This is a genomic window from Streptomyces sp. NPDC008001 (assembly GCF_042958085.1).
GTDB lineage: Bacteria > Actinomycetota > Actinomycetes > Streptomycetales > Streptomycetaceae > Streptomyces.
Genome location: NZ_JBIBIZ010000007.1, coordinates 411,411 through 426,338, shown reverse-complemented (window position 1 = coordinate 426,338; position 14,928 = coordinate 411,411). Strand labels below are relative to the sequence as shown.

General features: G+C 71.5%; 10 protein-coding genes. 6 read left to right on the top strand and 4 right to left on the bottom strand.

Features of this window, described 5'->3' with window-relative positions:
- Positions 1-98 precede the first annotated feature (98 nt).
- Positions 99-1,313 (top strand): CaiB/BaiF CoA transferase family protein, encoded by a 1,215-nt coding sequence (locus tag ACFZCD_RS20910; RefSeq protein WP_391832921.1) that lies wholly within the window; start codon positions 99-101, stop codon positions 1,311-1,313.
- Here the strand turns inward: ACFZCD_RS20910 and ACFZCD_RS20905 are convergent.
- Both ACFZCD_RS20905 and ACFZCD_RS20900 read right to left on the bottom strand, forming a co-directional pair.
- Positions 1,295-2,662 carry an MFS transporter gene (locus tag ACFZCD_RS20905; RefSeq protein WP_391832919.1) on the bottom strand — a complete coding sequence of 456 codons (1,368 nt, stop codon included), beginning with the start codon at positions 2,660-2,662 and terminating at the stop codon, positions 1,295-1,297. The two genes, ACFZCD_RS20910 and ACFZCD_RS20905, sit on opposite strands and share 19 nt — an antisense overlap.
- Before the next feature lie 62 nt (positions 2,663-2,724).
- Positions 2,725-4,542: an ABC transporter ATP-binding protein gene (locus tag ACFZCD_RS20900; RefSeq protein ID WP_391832917.1), complete on the bottom strand. Its 1,818-nt coding sequence runs from the start codon at positions 4,540-4,542 to the stop codon at positions 2,725-2,727.
- Positions 4,543-4,638: 96 nt separating this feature from the next.
- On the opposite strand from ACFZCD_RS20900, the gene ACFZCD_RS20895 reads away from it, so the two are divergent.
- Positions 4,639-5,079, top strand: coding sequence for a MarR family winged helix-turn-helix transcriptional regulator (locus ACFZCD_RS20895; protein ID WP_391832915.1), 441 nt, complete (start codon positions 4,639-4,641; stop codon positions 5,077-5,079).
- An 84-nt stretch (positions 5,080-5,163) separates the two neighbouring features.
- Here ACFZCD_RS20895 and ACFZCD_RS20890 read toward each other — a convergent pair whose 3' ends face one another.
- Complete coding sequence (locus tag ACFZCD_RS20890) at positions 5,164-6,780, bottom strand: peptide-N4-asparagine amidase (protein ID WP_391832913.1); 1,617 nt, start codon at positions 6,778-6,780, stop codon at positions 5,164-5,166.
- Positions 6,781-6,929: 149 nt separating this feature from the next.
- Here ACFZCD_RS20890 and ACFZCD_RS20885 point away from each other — a divergent pair, with 149 nt between their 5' ends.
- Entirely contained in the window at positions 6,930-8,753 is a 1,824-nt protein-coding gene (locus tag ACFZCD_RS20885) for an ABC transporter transmembrane domain-containing protein (protein ID WP_391832911.1), read from the top strand.
- Entirely contained in the window at positions 8,750-10,531 is a 1,782-nt protein-coding gene (locus ACFZCD_RS20880; protein WP_391832909.1) for an ABC transporter ATP-binding protein, read from the top strand. The genes ACFZCD_RS20885 and ACFZCD_RS20880 overlap by 4 nt, the downstream gene beginning before the upstream one ends.
- A 31-nt stretch (positions 10,532-10,562) precedes the next feature.
- Here the strand turns inward: ACFZCD_RS20880 and ACFZCD_RS20875 are convergent, their stop codons facing one another.
- Entirely contained in the window at positions 10,563-11,354 is a 792-nt protein-coding gene (locus tag ACFZCD_RS20875) for a metal-dependent hydrolase (RefSeq protein ID WP_391832907.1), read from the bottom strand.
- Positions 11,355-11,500: 146 nt separating this feature from the next.
- Here ACFZCD_RS20875 and ACFZCD_RS20870 point away from each other — a divergent pair, with 146 nt between their 5' ends.
- A complete protein-coding gene (locus ACFZCD_RS20870; RefSeq protein WP_391832906.1) occupies positions 11,501-14,014 on the top strand; it encodes a DEAD/DEAH box helicase in 2,514 nt (837 codons plus the stop codon).
- A gap of 49 nt (positions 14,015-14,063) precedes the next feature.
- Positions 14,064-14,927, top strand: a complete 864-nt coding sequence (locus ACFZCD_RS20865; RefSeq protein ID WP_391832905.1) for an acyl-CoA thioesterase — start codon at positions 14,064-14,066, stop codon at positions 14,925-14,927.
- Position 14,928: the final 1 nt, after the last annotated feature.

Sequence of the window (14,928 nt, the reverse complement as noted above, 5' to 3'; positions counted from 1 at the left end):
CTGGTGTCCATGGCGCGACACTAGGCCCGGAGCCGTCGTCGGCGCTCCGGACTGTCCACAACCCCGGTCATATGAACTGACTGGCGGGAGGAGTCGAATTGAAGCTGCCGTCGCACGACGTCACGGCCCTGCCCCTGTACGGCATCACGGTCGTCGCCCTCGAACAGGCGGTGGCCGCACCCTTCGCCACCCGTCAGCTCGCCGACCTCGGCGCGCGCGTGATCAAGATCGAGAGGCCGGGGCGCGGGGACTTCGCCCGTGACTACGACCGCAGGACCAGAGGACTCTCCGCCTATTTCGTCTGGGTCAACCGCGGGAAGGAAAGCGCCGCCCTCGACCTCAAGGACGACGCCGACCGCGCTCTGCTCGAACGTCTCCTCGCCCGTGCCGACGTGTTCGTCCAGAACCTGGCCCCCGGGGCTGCGGGACGGCTCGGCCTCGGCAGCGAAGTGCTGCGCGCCCGGCACCCCCGTCTGATCACCTGCGACGTCTCCGGCTACGGCGCAGAGGGCCCGTACCGCGACAAGAAGGCGTACGACCTGCTGGTGCAGTGCGAGACCGGGCTGGTCTCGCTCACCGGGGACGCCGGCTCCCCCGCCCGCCCCGGCATCTCCATAGCCGACATAGCAGGGGGCATGTACGCCTACACCGGCATCCTCGCCGCCCTCTACGAACGGGAACGCACCGGAGAGGGCACGGCCCTGTCCGTCTCGCTCTTCGACGCACTCGCGGAGTGGATGGGGCAGCCTTACTACGCGGAGGCCTACGGAGGCGCCCCGCTCACCCGCAGCGGTGCGCGCCACCCCTCCATCTCCCCCTACGGCCACTACCGCTGCGGTGACGGCGGGCAGGTGTTCCTGAGTGTGCAGAACGACCGGGAGTGGTCAGCCCTGTGCGAGCAGGTGCTCCGGCAGCCCGCGCTGGTCCGCGATCCCCGGTTCGCCGACAATCCGCTGCGCCGGTCCCACGACGACGAACTCACCGCCGTCATCGAGGAGCACTTCGCCCCGCACACCACGGACGGAGTGGCCGCCCTGCTCGACGGGGCGGGGATCGCCAACGCCCGGCTGCGGACGGTGGCCGAGTTCACGGCCCATCCGCAGCTCGCCGCGCGCGACCGCTGGCGCGAGTTCGGCTCCCCTGCCGGCCCGCTGCGCGGGCTGCTGCCGCCGGTCGAGGTGGAAGGCCGGGAGGCGGCGATGCGAGCGGTGCCGGCGCTGGGAGAGCACACGGACGCCGTACGCGCCGAGTTCGCCGCACCGGACGGCGCCGCGGCAGCACCCTCCGGGACGGTTCAGCGGTCGGCGGGCTGACCGGAACGGCCGAGCGGGCGCTTCGCGGTCTCCGGGAGGATCACGTAGACGCACCCGGACACGAGGCAGAGCCCGGCCACGTACCAGGGGAACGCCCCCGGATGGCCCGAGTCCTTGAACCAGGTGCCGAGGTAGGGGGCGGTGCCTCCGAACAGCGCCACGGTCAGCGAGTAGGGAAAGCCGATACCCGCTGCCCGCACCCGCGCGGGGAACACCTCTGCGTTCACGGCCGCCGAGATCGAGGTGTATCCGGTGAGCAGCACCATGCCGGCGCACTGCACGAGCAACAGCGACACGAACGAGCTGCCGATCGCGTGCAGCAGGGGAACGGCGAGGACGGCGAACCCTCCTGCGAAGCCGATCAGCAGCGGCTTGCGGCCCACACGGTCGGACAACAGCCCGCCCAGAGGCTGGAGAGCGGCGAAGAAGGCCAGTGAGATCGTGCCGACGGCGAGCGCATCGCCCTTGCCGAATCCGGCGTTCACCTGGGCATAGGCCGGCAGGTACGTGGTCCAGGTGTAGTAGGCCAGCGTGCCGCCTGCGGTGATCCCGCAGATCAGCAGGGACTCGCGGGGGTGCCGGCGCAGCGCCTCGAAGACGGCCGGGCGCTCGGCCGCCTTCCCGGGCACGGTGTGCGTCTCCTCCGCGCCCTGCCGGATCCAGAATCCGGCCAGGCTGATGACGGCGCCGATGAGGAACGGCACGCGCCAGCCCCAGTCGCCCATCTGCCCTTCGGTGAGGAGGTGGGCGAGGAGGGCGGCCGTGCCCGAGGCGAGGAGCTGGCCGATGGTGGTGGACACGTACTGGAAGCTGGCGAACAGCCCTCTGCGGCCCGGGCCCGCGGACTCCACGAGGAACGTCGTGGACGCCGCGAACTCACCGCCGACCGAGAGGCCCTGGATCAGCCGTGCGACCACGAGGACCACCGGGGCGAGAACACCCGTCGCGGCGTAGGTGGGAGTGAGGGCCAGGAGCAGGCTGCCGGCGCCCATGAACAGGATGGTGACCGTGAGGGCCGCGCGCCTGCCGCGCCGGTCTGCGACCGCTCCCATGAGGAGGCCGCCGACCGGTCGCATGAAGAAGCCGACGGCGAAGACGGCGAAGGCCGAGAGCAGCGGCACGAGGGAGTTGCCGGAGCCCTTGGGGAAGATCCGGTCGGCGAAGTAGACCGCCAGGAAGGAGTAGGCGTACCAGTCGTACCACTCCGCGGCGTTGCCGACGGACGCCGCGGCGAGCTGGCGGAGGGAGGAGCGGGACGGGACTGCGGGGACGTGCGGGGCCGGGGCACGGCCGGCGCCGGTGTCGGTGTCGCTGCCGGCTGGCGCGGACAGTGGCTCGGATTGCGTCATGATCCTTTGGATCCCCCCGGCAGCAGCCCCGCACACCTGTACTAACTTTCGTCACATGCTCGTCACACGTCGGCCGTCACGCGCCCTGCGTCCCGGCGTACGAGTGCGGCGTAGTGCCCGTCCTGGGCGAGGAGTTCCTCGTGGGTGCCGCGCTCGGTGACGCGCCCCTGGTCGAGGACGACGATCTCGTCGGCATTGCGGACCGTGGACAGCCGGTGCGCGATGGTGATCGTCGTCCGCCCTGCGGAGAGGGCGTCGATGGCCTCCTGGACGGCGTGTTCCGTGCGGGTGTCCAGGGCGCTGGTCGCCTCGTCGAGGATGAGGACGGGGGGATCCCGCAGGATCGTGCGGGCGATGGCCAGGCGCTGCTTCTCGCCGCCGGAGAACCGGTAACCGCGCTCGCCGACGAGGGTGTCGTACCCGTCGGGGAGGGCGGCGATGTGGTCGTGGATCTGTGCCGCGCGGGCCGCCGATCTGATCTCCTCGTCCGTCGCGTCGGGCTTGGCGAAGCGGAGGTTGTCCGCGACGGAGGCGTGGAAGAGGTAGGTCTCCTGGGAGACCACGCCGACCGCTCTGGCGAGGGTGTCGAAGTCGAGCTCGCGCACGTCGGCTCCGTCGATCAGGACACGGCCGTCGGTGACGTCGTAGAGCCGGGGGACGAGATAGCTGAGCGTGCTCTTTCCGGAGCCGGTCGGGCCGACGACGGCGAGGCTGCCGCCGGCCGGGACGGTCAGGTCGATCCCGCTGAGCGTGGGGGCCGCGGGCTCGCGTGAGCCCGGTGCGTCGTAGGCGAAGGTGACCTTCTCGAAGCGCACTTCGCCCCGCACCTCCTCCAGCCGGACGGGCTTCTCCGGTTCGGCGATCTCCACCGGAAGGTCGAGGTATTCGAAGATGCGCTGGAAGAGCGCCGTGGAGGTCTGCATCTGCACGCCGGTGGACAGCAGGCTGACCGCGGGCCGGAACATGCCCTGCTGCAGGGAGACGAAGGCCACCAGCGTGCCGATGGAGATGCCCGGTCCGCCCGTCTGCAGGGCGATCCCCGCGGCCCAGTAGATGACGGCGGGCATGGCGGCCATGACGACGCCGATGGTCGACATCCGCCAGCGCCCGGCCATGTTCGCCCGCACTTCGAGGCCGACGAGCCGCTCGGACTCCTTGGCGAAGGCCTGGGTCAGGGAGTCGGCCCGGCCCATCGTGCGGCCGAGGAGGATGCCGCTGACGGAGAGCGATTCGGTGACCATGGCGGCCATGGCGGCCATCTGCTTCTGCCGCTGCGACGTGATCCTCTTGCGCTCGCGGCCGACCCGGCGGCTGATCGCCACGAACACCGGCAGCAGGAGCAGGGAGACGACGGTGAGCCGCCAGTCGAGGGCCAGCATCGCCACCACGGTCGCGACGACGCTCGTGAAGTTGGAGACGAGCGAGGTGGCGGTGGAGGTGACGGTGGCCTGCATGCCGCCGATGTCATTGGCGATGCGGGACTGCACTTCACCGGTGCGGGTCCGGGTGAAGAACGCGAGCGGCATGCGCTGGAGGCGGTCGTAGACGGCGGCGCGCAGGTCGTGCATGACGCGCTGGCCGACAGTCGTGGACAGCAGGGTCTGCAGGACGCCGAAGACGCCGTTGACGACTGCGGCGGCGATCATGCCGAGCGCGAGGAGGCTCAGCAGTCCTGTGCGCCCCTGGGGGATCGCAGTGTCGAGGATCTCGCGCAGCATGAACGGCGAGGCGACGGAGACGAGCGAGGAGGCGGCGACGAGGAGGCCGACGAGGGCGAGTCTGCCGCGGTAGGGACGGAAGAGCCGCAGGATGCGCCGCACCTGGGCGGGCTGCTCGGGATCTGCGGGCGGTGGGGTCCATTGCTGTTCGTCGTGGTGCATGAGCTCCTGGTTTTCGGAGACGATGATGTCGGATCCCGAGCTTAGCTCACTGTTACCTAAGCTCACAATGAATTGCGTCCTGGTAACCTTGTGATCATGACCGCCCCCGACACGTCCGGACAGCTCGCCGAGCAGTTGCTGCGCCTCACCCGCAGGCTCCACCGGGCCCAGAAGCGCTATCTGGACCCGGTCGGGATCACCCCTGCGCAGTCCCGGCTGCTGCGCACGGTCGCGCATTACGACCGTCCGCCCCGGATGGCGGACCTGGCGCAGCGCCTGGAGGTCGTGCCGCGGGCCGTGACCACTCTGGTCGACGCCCTTGAAGCCGGCGGTTCGGTGCGCCGGGTGCCCGATCCGTCCAACCGGCGGGTCATCCGGATCGAGCTGACCGACGAGGGCCGCAGGGTCCTGCGGAAGCTCAGAGAGGCCCGGAGGGCGGCCGTGGAAGACCTGCTGGCGCCCCTCTCCGCCGCACAGCGCGAGCAATTGGGTGGCCTGCTGGACGAGCTGATGGCGGGCCCGGGTTCCGCCTGCTGACACCGGTAGGGACCGGGTGGGTGTGCGGCGGCCCGGGGCCGTCGCACACCCACCCGGCGCAGTGCCTCCGTGAGGCCTTGAAGGTCAGCAGGAGCGGCTGTCCTCCGTCAGCTCTCCCTGGGCGGTGGCCAGGGTCCGGTCGTAGCACGTGCCGGGCCCGAGGAGGCGGTAGCGCTCACGCGAGACGCCCGTCGCGTGCCGCTGCTCGCGGGGGACATTCTGGTTGTACGCCGCGTCGCCCGTGTAGGTGTCGTCGAACCTCGACCAGTCGATCCGCTTTCCGGCACGCAGGGTGACGCTGTCGGAGCGGTCGCCCATCGTCATCACAGTGCGCAGCCGGTCGCCGGAGCCGATGCTGATCTCGCCGTTCATGCTGTAGACGCGGTGGGAGCGGGTCGTGGTGGCGGGCCCCCGGCCGGCCACGGTGATGCTCTCGTCGTCCGTCCAGCGGGCCTCGAGCCCGTCCTTCGTCTCCCCGTCGGTCCAGCGGTGGGTGGAGGCGGCGGCGACGTTGCGGGTGACCGTGGTCGTCACCCTGCCGTGCGAGGTGTCGACGTAGCCCGCGACCGTCAGGGAATGACCGCCGTCGGCCTTCAGCGTGTGCTCCGTGCCGGGCTCGTACGCCACCTTGTTCGCGGGCGCGCCGGTCTCGTGTGCCGTGAGGGCGCCGGTGACCCGGGAGGCCTTGGCGTCCCGCCACACCAGGATGTTGGTGGGGGTGCTCCAGCCGCTCTGGCCCTCGGGCACTCCGGCCACGGAGACGGTGACCCGGTGCGGCTTGCCGTCGTTGAGCTGCCCGGCGAACGGCGTCAGGTCGTACTCCACGGGTCGCACGTCGAAGGCGCGCGGGCCGGGGATGACGTACCAGAGAAAGGGGTTGGACCAGCCGCCCGTCCAGACGGTGGGGAAGGGTGCGGCGATCCCGGCGAGCTTTCCGTCCACGGACACCCGGACCTCGCGGTACGGGCCGTCCTTGGCCTTGCAGGAGTACGGCGCCGCGTCCGGCACCGTCAGGTACCAGAACTCCTCGCAGCCGCCGCCCGAGCCGGTCGCGTACACCTCCGCCACGATCCGCTCGCTGTTGCGCGGGGTGGTCAGCAGGCCTTCGTAGGAGGTGCCGGCGTTGTGCGCGCTGTCGAGAGTGAGCACTTTGTCGGGCGTGTGCGCCGCCTTGGTGCGTCCCTCGGCGGCGTAGAAGGTCAGTGTCGCCCTGACCTTGATGACGCCTGTGTAGGTCTCGTTCACCAGGTTGCCGATGAGCATCTCGACGGGCTGCCGGTCCCGGAAGGTGGCGGCGTAGCGGGTGACGTCCTTCTCGACGTGCCAGGTGATGCCCTTGGGCGAGGGTTCCGGGGTGGAGGTGCGCAGGACTTCGACGCCGCCGACCTGCAGGTAGCCGAGGCGGTCGTACTGCCGTCCGGCGACGGCGCCGTCGAGCCGCAGGACGACCTTGCTCCAGCGGTCGCCGCATCCCTTGGGCGGTATGTACGTGCCCTTGTAGGGCATGTAGTCGCGGAACTCGGTGTCGGCGAGCGTCACCGAGCAGGAGGTGGTGTCCGGCGTGGCGACGGGCGGTCCGGCGGTGACCGGGTCGTGCCAGTGGGTGCCGAACTCGGTCGGCGGGCCGGCGGCCGTGGCGGGGCTCGTGCCCAGCACCAGGCCGGCGGTGGCGGCGCACACGGTGAGGAACAGTCGTCTCATGGGGCAGGAGTGAAGCGCTTCGTACTGCAGTGCGCCAGGGCCCCTTTTGGCCTGATCCGGCGTCAGTGTGTGAAAACCAGTTGAATGCGGAACTCCAGTGGCGCGAACCTTTCACAACTCCTGCCGGCCCGCCCACCCCCTGGGATGTCATGCAGATTCGCGACCTTCCGTACAGCGATCCCGGCCGGCCCGACACGAGGTCGGGACCGCGGTTCCTGCTCTGGCTCGGGCGGAACCAGGCGGCGGGGCAGGCCAAGGCCCTGGTGTGGGGCGTGGTGAACATGGCGGCCGTGGCCGCGCTGCCGGTCGCCCTCGGCATCGCCGTCCAGGCCGTTGTGGACCGCTCGGGCGCACGGCTGGCCCTGGCGGGCGGGCTGATGGTGCTGCTGGGTGCGCTCATCGCGCTGGGCGACACCATGCTGCACCGTGCCGCGATCACCAACTGGATCACGGCTGCCGCCCGGGTGCAGCAGCTGCTGGCCCGCAAGACGGCCGAGTTGGGTGCCACTCTCACCCGCCAGGTCGCGGCCGGCGAGGTCGTCGCGGTGTCGACGGGTGATGTCGAGAAGATCGGCTGGTTCGTGGAGGCGCTCTCGCGCTTCGCTTCCGCGCTGTTCACCACGGTCGCCGTGTGCGTGGCCCTCGTGATCTACCAGCCCGCCCTGGGCACGCTGATCGCGCTGGCGGTGCCGGCGCTCGTCCTGGCGGTACTGCCCCTGCTGCCCCCGGCGACGAAGCGGGCCGACGAGCAGCGCGAGAAGGCGGGGTACGCCACCGAGCTGGCTTCCGACACCGTGGCCGGGCTGCGCGTGCTGCGCGGCATCGGCGGCGAGGAGCTGTTCCTGGGCCGCTACCGGCGCGCCTCCCAGGAGGTGCGCCGGGCGGCGGTGCGCAGTGCCCGGATGTGGGCACTGATCGCGGCGGTCCAGGTGCTGCTGCCCGGGCTGCTGCTGATCGCGGTGGTCGGGTACGGGGTGGGGCTGGTCGAGGACGGCCGGGTCGGTGTCGGTGAACTGGTCACCGTCTACGGCGTGGTGACGTTCCTGCTCTTTCCGCTCAGGGTGTTCGAGGAGATCGCCATGGCGTACTCCTTCTCCCGCCCCTCGGCGGTGCGCGCGGCACGCGTGCTCTCCCTGGGACGCACGGCCCGCGCGGAGCGGTGCGGAGGCCTCGCAGCCGTACCCTCGGGGGACCTGTACGACCCGGGGAGCGGGCTGTCGGCCCCGGCGGGCCGGCTGACCGCGGTCGTGTGCGGTGACCCGGACACCGCGGGCCGGCTGGCCGACCGGCTGGGCGGTCATGCCTCGGCCGGCTCCGAGGGCGCGCCGTCGGCGCTGCTGGGCGGTGTCGCGCTGGACGACCTGCCGCTGGACACGGCCCGTACCGCGGTGCTCGTCCAGGACAAGGACCCGGTGCTCCTGTCGGGGACGCTCGCCGAGTTGCTGGACGTACCCGCGTCCGGGGCCGTAGCGGCCGGTGCCGCGCTGGAGGCGGCGCAGTGCGGGGACGTCCTGACCGCCCTGGCGCAGGCTTCGCCGGACGCCTCCGGGGATCCCATGCGGACCCGGATCACCGAGCGGGGCCGCTCCTTGTCGGGAGGGCAGCGGCAGCGGCTGGCCCTGGCCCGGTCGCTGGTGACCGACCCACAAGTGCTGGTGCTCGACGAGCCGACGTCCGCCGTCGACTCGCACACGGAGGCGCGGATCGCCGACGGGCTGCGGGCCCTGCGGCAGGGCCGTACGACGGTGGTGTTCTCCTCCAGCCCGCTGCTGCTCGACCGGGCGGACCGCGTGGTGTTCGTACAGGAAGGCCGGGCCGTGGCGGTGGGAACGCACCGCGGGCTGCTGCGCGCCGACCCGGCCTACCGCGCCGTGGTCACGCGCGAGACCGACGGCGGGGCGGCTGCGACCGCGGTACCGGCCCCGGGGCTCTCCGGGCCCGGCGGCAACGAACAGATCGAGGAGTCGGCATGATCGGAGTGAGGCCGCCGGCGCACGACCCGGCGGCACCGGAGTCGGCGACCACCCTCCCGGTCGCCCTGCCCGCGACCGTACGGGCCTACGTGCGCGAGCTGCTGCGCAGACACCGGACGGCGTTCGTGCTGCTGGTGGCGGTGAACGCCGTCGCCGTGACGGCTTCCATGGCCGGTCCCGCCCTGCTCGGCGGGATGGTCGAGGACCTGGCGGCGGGGACGAAGGAAGTCCATCTGGGGCGCACGCTCTCGCTGTTCGCGGTCGCTCTCGCCGTGCAGACCGTATTCGTGCACATGGTGCGGCTGCGCGGATCGGTGCTCGGCGAGGAGATCCTGGCGGATCTGCGCGAGGACTTCCTCGTGCGGTCGGTGGGGTTGCCGCCGGGCGTCCTGGAGCGGGCCGGTACCGGTGATCTGCTGTCCCGGATCACCACCGACATCGACCGGCTGGCGAACGCCATGCGCGAGGCCGTGCCTCAGCTGGCGATCGGCTTCGTGTGGGCGGCGCTGCTGCTGGGGGCGCTGACGGTGACGGCGCCGCCGCTCGCGCTGTGCGTGCTGGTCGCGGTGCCGGTGCTGGTGGCCGGCTGCCGCTGGTACTTCCGCCGGGCGCCCGGCGCCTACCGTTCGGAGGCCGCGGGGTACGCGGCGGTCGCCGCGTCCCTCACGGAGACCGTCGACGCGGGGCGGACCGTCGAGGCGCACCGGCTGGGTGAGCGCCGCGTGGCGCTCTCCGACGACCGGATCGCGTCCTGGACCCAGTGGGAGCGGTACACCCTGTGGCTGCGCTCGGTCCTCTTTCCGGTGATCAACGTGACCCACTCGCTGGTCTTCGGCTCCGTGCTGATCATCGGTGGTGTCTTCGTGCTCCAGGGGTGGGTGTCCGTGGGGCAGCTGACGACAGGCGCGCTGTTCGCGCAGATGCTCGTCGAGCCGATCGGCCTCATTCTGCGCTGGTACGACGAGCTGCAAATCGCGCAGGTGTCCCTCGCGCGGCTCGTGGGGGTGCGTGAGATCGGGCCGGAGGGGGCCGATGACGGCCCGGAGCCGAGGGGCCGGGAGGTGCGGGCGGACGAGGTGCGGTTCGGCTACGCGGCGGGCAACGACGTCCTGCACGGCGTCTCCCTGGCGGTGCGGCCGGGAAGCCGGGTGGCGCTGGTCGGTCCGTCCGGTGCGGGGAAGTCGACGCTGGGCCGGCTGCTGGCCGGCATCTACGCGCCGCGCTCGGGTGCGGTGACGCTCGGCGGCGCGGAGCTCGCGCGGATGCCCGCGGAGCGGGTGCGCCGCCATGTGGCTCTGGTCAACCAGGAACACCACGTCTTCGTGGGGTCGCTGCGCGACAACCTGCTCCTCGCGCAGCCGGCCGCCGGGGACGGGGAGCTGTGGGCCGCGCTGGGCGCGGTGGACGCAGGCGGCTGGGTGCAGGCGCTGCCGGCGGGGCTGGACACCGCGGTGGGCTCGGGCGGGCTCGCGCTCACCCCGGCGCAGGCGCAGCAGATCGCCCTGGCCCGGCTCGTCCTCGCCGATCCGCACACGCTGGTGCTGGACGAGGCGACGTCGCTGCTGGATCCGCGTGCGGCCCGGCACCTGGAGCGTTCGCTTGCGACGGTTCTGGAGGGCCGTACGGTGGTGGCCATCGCACACCGGCTGCACACCGCCCATGACGCGGACCTGATCGCGGTGGCGGAGGACGGCCGGATCTCCGAGCTGGGCAGCCACGACGAGCTGGTCGCGGCGGGCGGTACGTACGCGGCTCTGTGGCGCTCCTGGCACCGCTAGCGGCAGGCGCGGCCGGGGCGGAGCGCCCCGGTCAGATGAACTCCAGGGCCCCGAGCCCGCTCAGACCGCCGAGCACGAGGAACGCCGGCATGAGGACCTTGAGCTCCACCCAGCTGCCGGCCTTGAAGCGCATGGCCTTGGGCGGTCCGACGGGATACCACCGCTTGCGTCCGACGGGTATGGGCCACAGGACCGGGCAGCCGGAGACGGTCAGTGCGTCGCCGATGTCGTGCATGAGGGCGCCGAGGACGATCGGCAGGCCCAGCCACAAGTACTCCTGGCCGGGGCCCGCGAAGAGCCAGTCCGAGCCGTTGCCCGGCTTGTCCAGCACGCCGGCCAGTATCCAGGCGCTGGTGGCGCCGAGGAGCCAGACCAGGACGTCGCTGGAGGTGCGGGCCGCCCGCCACAGGAGGCCTTCGACCGCGAGCACCAGGTGGACGAAGAGGATGCCGAGCACGGCCCAGCGGCCGCCGGTCACGGCCAGCGCCGAGGCGCCGGCGCCTATCAGGACGGCCCACAGCCAGGTGTGGGTGAGGGTGCGGTGGCCGCCGTTGCGGCGCGGGTCGCCGCGCCCGCGGGTGGCCTTGTAGACGGAGTGCGACAGCTTGTCGATGATGCCGCACAGCGCACGCGATATCGGGCCGAAGGCGCGCGATATCGTCGCCGACTTGTGGTCGAGGTCGGGGGCGAGCGCCGCTCCGGCGCAGATCAGGGCGCCCACGACGAGCACCGGCCAGGGCATCGGATCGCCGGCGGCCGCCATCGCCGCCCCCACGCCCAGCCAGGCGGCCGCTCCTGATAGCGAGTGCGCCGGTCCCATCATGGTCGTCCCACTTCCTCGTGCCGTTCTTCGGTCCGGACGCCGAGCGCTGTCCTGACGCCGGGTCGGCGACTCAGCGTAGCCGCCGGATGATCATCATTCGACCGGCCGGTTCTCTGATCCGGTCCGGGGCCAGGCAGTATGGAGGGGTGACCCTTATCGATCAGATGCCGAGCCATGCCGACCCCGATGCCCTCTTCGAAGCCTTCTCGACCTGGGCCGAGGAGCGGGGCATCTCGCTGTACCCCGCGCAGGAGGAGGCGCTGATCGAGGTGGTCTCCGGGGCGAACGTGATCCTTTCGACGCCCACGGGTTCCGGCAAGAGCCTCGTCGCGGCGGGGGCGCACTTCACCGCACTGGCCAACGACCAGGTGACCTTCTACACCGCGCCCATCAAGGCGCTGGTGTCGGAGAAGTTCTTCGACCTGTGCAAGATCTTCGGCACGGAGAACGTCGGCATGCTCACGGGCGATGCCTCGGTCAACGCCGACGCGCCCATCATCTGCTGCACCGCCGAGGTGCTCGCCTCCATCGCGCTGCGGGACGGCAAGGACGCGGACATCGGCCAGGTCGTGATGGACGAGTTCCACTTCTATGCGGAGCCGGACCGGGGCTGGGCCTGGCAGATCCCGCTGCTGGAGCTGCCCCAGGCGCAGTTCATCCTGATGTCGGCAACTCTGGGCGATGTGTCCCGGTTCGAGGATGATCTGACCCGGCGCACCGGGCGCCCCACGACCGTGGTCCGCTCGGCGACCCGGCCCGTGCCGCTGTCCTACGAGTACCGTGCGACGCCGCTCACCGACACCCTCACCGAGCTGCTGCAGACGCACCAGGCCCCCGTCTACATCGTGCACTTCACCCAGGCCGCCGCCGTGGAGCGGGCGCAGGCGCTGATGAGCATCAACATGTGCTCGCGCGAGGAGAAGGACGAGATCGCCAAGCTGATCGGCAATTTCCGCTTCACCACCAAGTTCGGCCGGAACCTCTCGCGCTACGTCCGGCACGGCATCGGCGTGCACCACGCGGGCATGCTGCCCAAGTACCGCCGCCTGGTGGAACGGCTGGCACAGGCGGGGCTGCTGAAGGTTATCTGCGGCACGGACACCCTCGGCGTCGGCGTCAACGTGCCGATCCGCACGGTGCTGTTCACCGCCCTCACCAAGTACGACGGCCAGCGGGTGCGGACACTGCGGGCCCGGGAGTTCCACCAGATCGCGGGCCGGGCCGGGCGGGCCGGCTTCGACACGGCCGGCTTCGTGGTCGCCCAGGCCCCGGACCACGTCGTCGAGAACGAGAAGGCCCTGGCGAAGGCGGGCGACGACCCCAAGAAGCGGCGCAAGGTGGTCCGCAAGAAGGCGCCCGAGGGCTTCGTCAACTGGGGCGAGAACACCTTCGAGAAGCTCATCGCCTCCGAGCCCGAGCAGCTGACCTCGCGCTTCCGGGTCACGCACGCGATGCTGCTGGCGGTCATCGCCCGCCCGGGCAACGCCTTCGACGCGATGCGCCGCCTGCTGGAGGACAACCACGAGCCGCGTAAGAACCAGCTGCGGCACATCCGCCGCGCCATCGCGATCTACCGCTCCCTGCTGGACGGCGGCGTGGTCGAGCGGCTCGACGAGCCCGACGCCGAGGGCCGCATCGTCCGCCTGACCGTGGACCTGCAGTCGGACTTCGCGCTCAACCAGCCGCTGTCGACGTTCGCTCTCGCCGCCTTCGAGCTCCTGGACCCGGAGTCGCCCTCCTACGCCCTGGACATGGTCTCGGTGGTGGAGTCCACGCTGGACGACCCGCGGCAGATCCTCGCGGCGCAGCAGAACAAGGCGCGCGGCGAGGCCGTGGCCGCAATGAAGGCGGAGGGCGTCGAGTACGAGGACCGCATGGAGCGGCTCATGGACGTGACCTACCCGAAGCCGCTGGAGGAGCTGCTGACCCACGCCTACGGGCTCTACCGCAAGAGCCACCCCTGGGTCGGCGACCACCCGCTGTCTCCGAAGTCGGTCATCCGCGACATGTACGAGCGGGCCATGACCTTCACCGAGTTCACCTCGTTCTACGACCTGGCCCGGACCGAGGGCATCGTCCTGCGCTACCTGGCCGGCGCGTACAAGGCGCTGGACCACACCGTCCCCGACGACCTGAAGTCCGACGACTTCGAGGATCTGATCGCCTGGCTGGGCGAGATGGTGCGCCAGGTCGACTCCAGCCTGCTGGACGAGTGGGAGCAGCTGGCCAACCCCGAGGAGGAGACGGCCGAGCAGGCCCAGGACCGCGCCGACCAGGTCAAGCCCGTCACGGCCAATGCCCGTGCCTTCCGGGTGCTCGTGCGCAACGCGCTGTTCCGCCGGGTCGAGCTGGCCGCCCTCGACAAGGTCGGCGAGCTCGGCGAGATGGACGCCGAGTCCGGCTGGGACGAGGACCGCTGGGCCGAGGCCATGGACGCCTACTGGGACGAGTACGACGACCTGGGCACCGGCCCCGACGCGCGCGGCCCGAAGCTGCTGCGCATCGAGGAGAAGCCGGAGGACGGGCTGTGGCGGGTGCGGCAGACCTTCGCGGACCCCGGCGGCGACCACGACTGGGGCATCACGGCCGAGGTGGACCTCACCGCCTCCGACGAGGAGGGCCGCGCGGTGGTCCGCGTCGTGGACGTCGGTCAGCTGTAGCCTCCGAGGCGCGGCCCCTGCGGCCCGCCCCGGCAGCGAAGGAGGCCCGATGACCACACCGACCGACCGTCTGGTGGGTCTGCTCGACCTGGAGCGGATCGACCTGAACATCTTCCGGGGCCGCAGTCCCGACGAGTCGCTGCAACGCGTCTTCGGCGGGCAGGTGGCCGGGCAGGCGCTGGTCGCGGCCGGGCGGACCACCGACGGTGACCGCCCGGTCCATTCGCTGCACGCGTACTTCCTGCGCCCCGGGCGGCCGGGTGTGCCGATCGTGTACCAGGTGGAGCGGGTGCGGGACGGGCGCTCCTTCACCACGCGGCGCGTGGTGGCCGTCCAGCAGGGCCGTACGATCTTCAATCTCACTGCTTCCTTCCACGAGCCCGAACCGGGCTTCGAGCACCAAGTGGCCATGCCGGACGTACCGGCGCCCGAGGAGCTGCCGCGGCTCGCCGACGAGATCCGCGAACGCCTCGGCGAGCTGCCCAGCGCCCTGCGGCACATGGAGCGACGGCTGGCCTTCGACATCCGCTACGTGGACCGGCTGCGCTGGACGCCGCAGGAGCTGGCGTCCGCCGAGCCGCGCAGCGCGGTGTGGATGCGCGCGCTGGGGCCGCTGGGCGACGACCCGCTCGTGCACACCTGCGCCCTCACGTACGCGAGCGACATGACGCTCCTCGACGCCGTGCGCATCCCGGTGGAGCCGCTGTGGGGGCCGCGCGGCTTCGACATGGCCTCGCTGGACCACGCCATGTGGTTCCACCGGCCGTTCCTCGCCGACGAGTGGTTCCTCTACCAGCAGGAGTCACCGATCGCGACGGGCGCCCGGGGCCTGGCCCGTGGTCAGATCTTCGACCGCGAGGGCCGGCTGCTGGTGTCAGTGATGCAGGAGGGGCTGTTCCGCAAGGTGGGCTGAG

What these genes read in the sequence shown, in the direction of transcription:
- ACFZCD_RS20905 (WP_391832919.1), bottom strand. Translation starts at nt 2,662, where the DNA reads ATGACGCAATCCGAGCCACTGTCCGCGCCAGCCGGCAGCGACACCGAC.
- ACFZCD_RS20900 (WP_391832917.1), bottom strand. Translation starts at nt 4,542, where the DNA reads ATGCACCACGACGAACAGCAATGGACCCCACCGCCCGCAGATCCCGAG.
- ACFZCD_RS20895 (WP_391832915.1), top strand. Translation starts at nt 4,639, where the DNA reads ATGACCGCCCCCGACACGTCCGGACAGCTCGCCGAGCAGTTGCTGCGC.
- ACFZCD_RS20890 (WP_391832913.1), bottom strand. Translation starts at nt 6,780, where the DNA reads ATGAGACGACTGTTCCTCACCGTGTGCGCCGCCACCGCCGGCCTGGTG.
- ACFZCD_RS20885 (WP_391832911.1), top strand. Translation starts at nt 6,930, where the DNA reads ATGCAGATTCGCGACCTTCCGTACAGCGATCCCGGCCGGCCCGACACG.
- ACFZCD_RS20880 (WP_391832909.1), top strand. Translation starts at nt 8,750, where the DNA reads ATGATCGGAGTGAGGCCGCCGGCGCACGACCCGGCGGCACCGGAGTCG.
- ACFZCD_RS20875 (WP_391832907.1), bottom strand. Translation starts at nt 11,354, where the DNA reads ATGATGGGACCGGCGCACTCGCTATCAGGAGCGGCCGCCTGGCTGGGC.
- ACFZCD_RS20865 (WP_391832905.1), top strand. Translation starts at nt 14,064, where the DNA reads ATGACCACACCGACCGACCGTCTGGTGGGTCTGCTCGACCTGGAGCGG.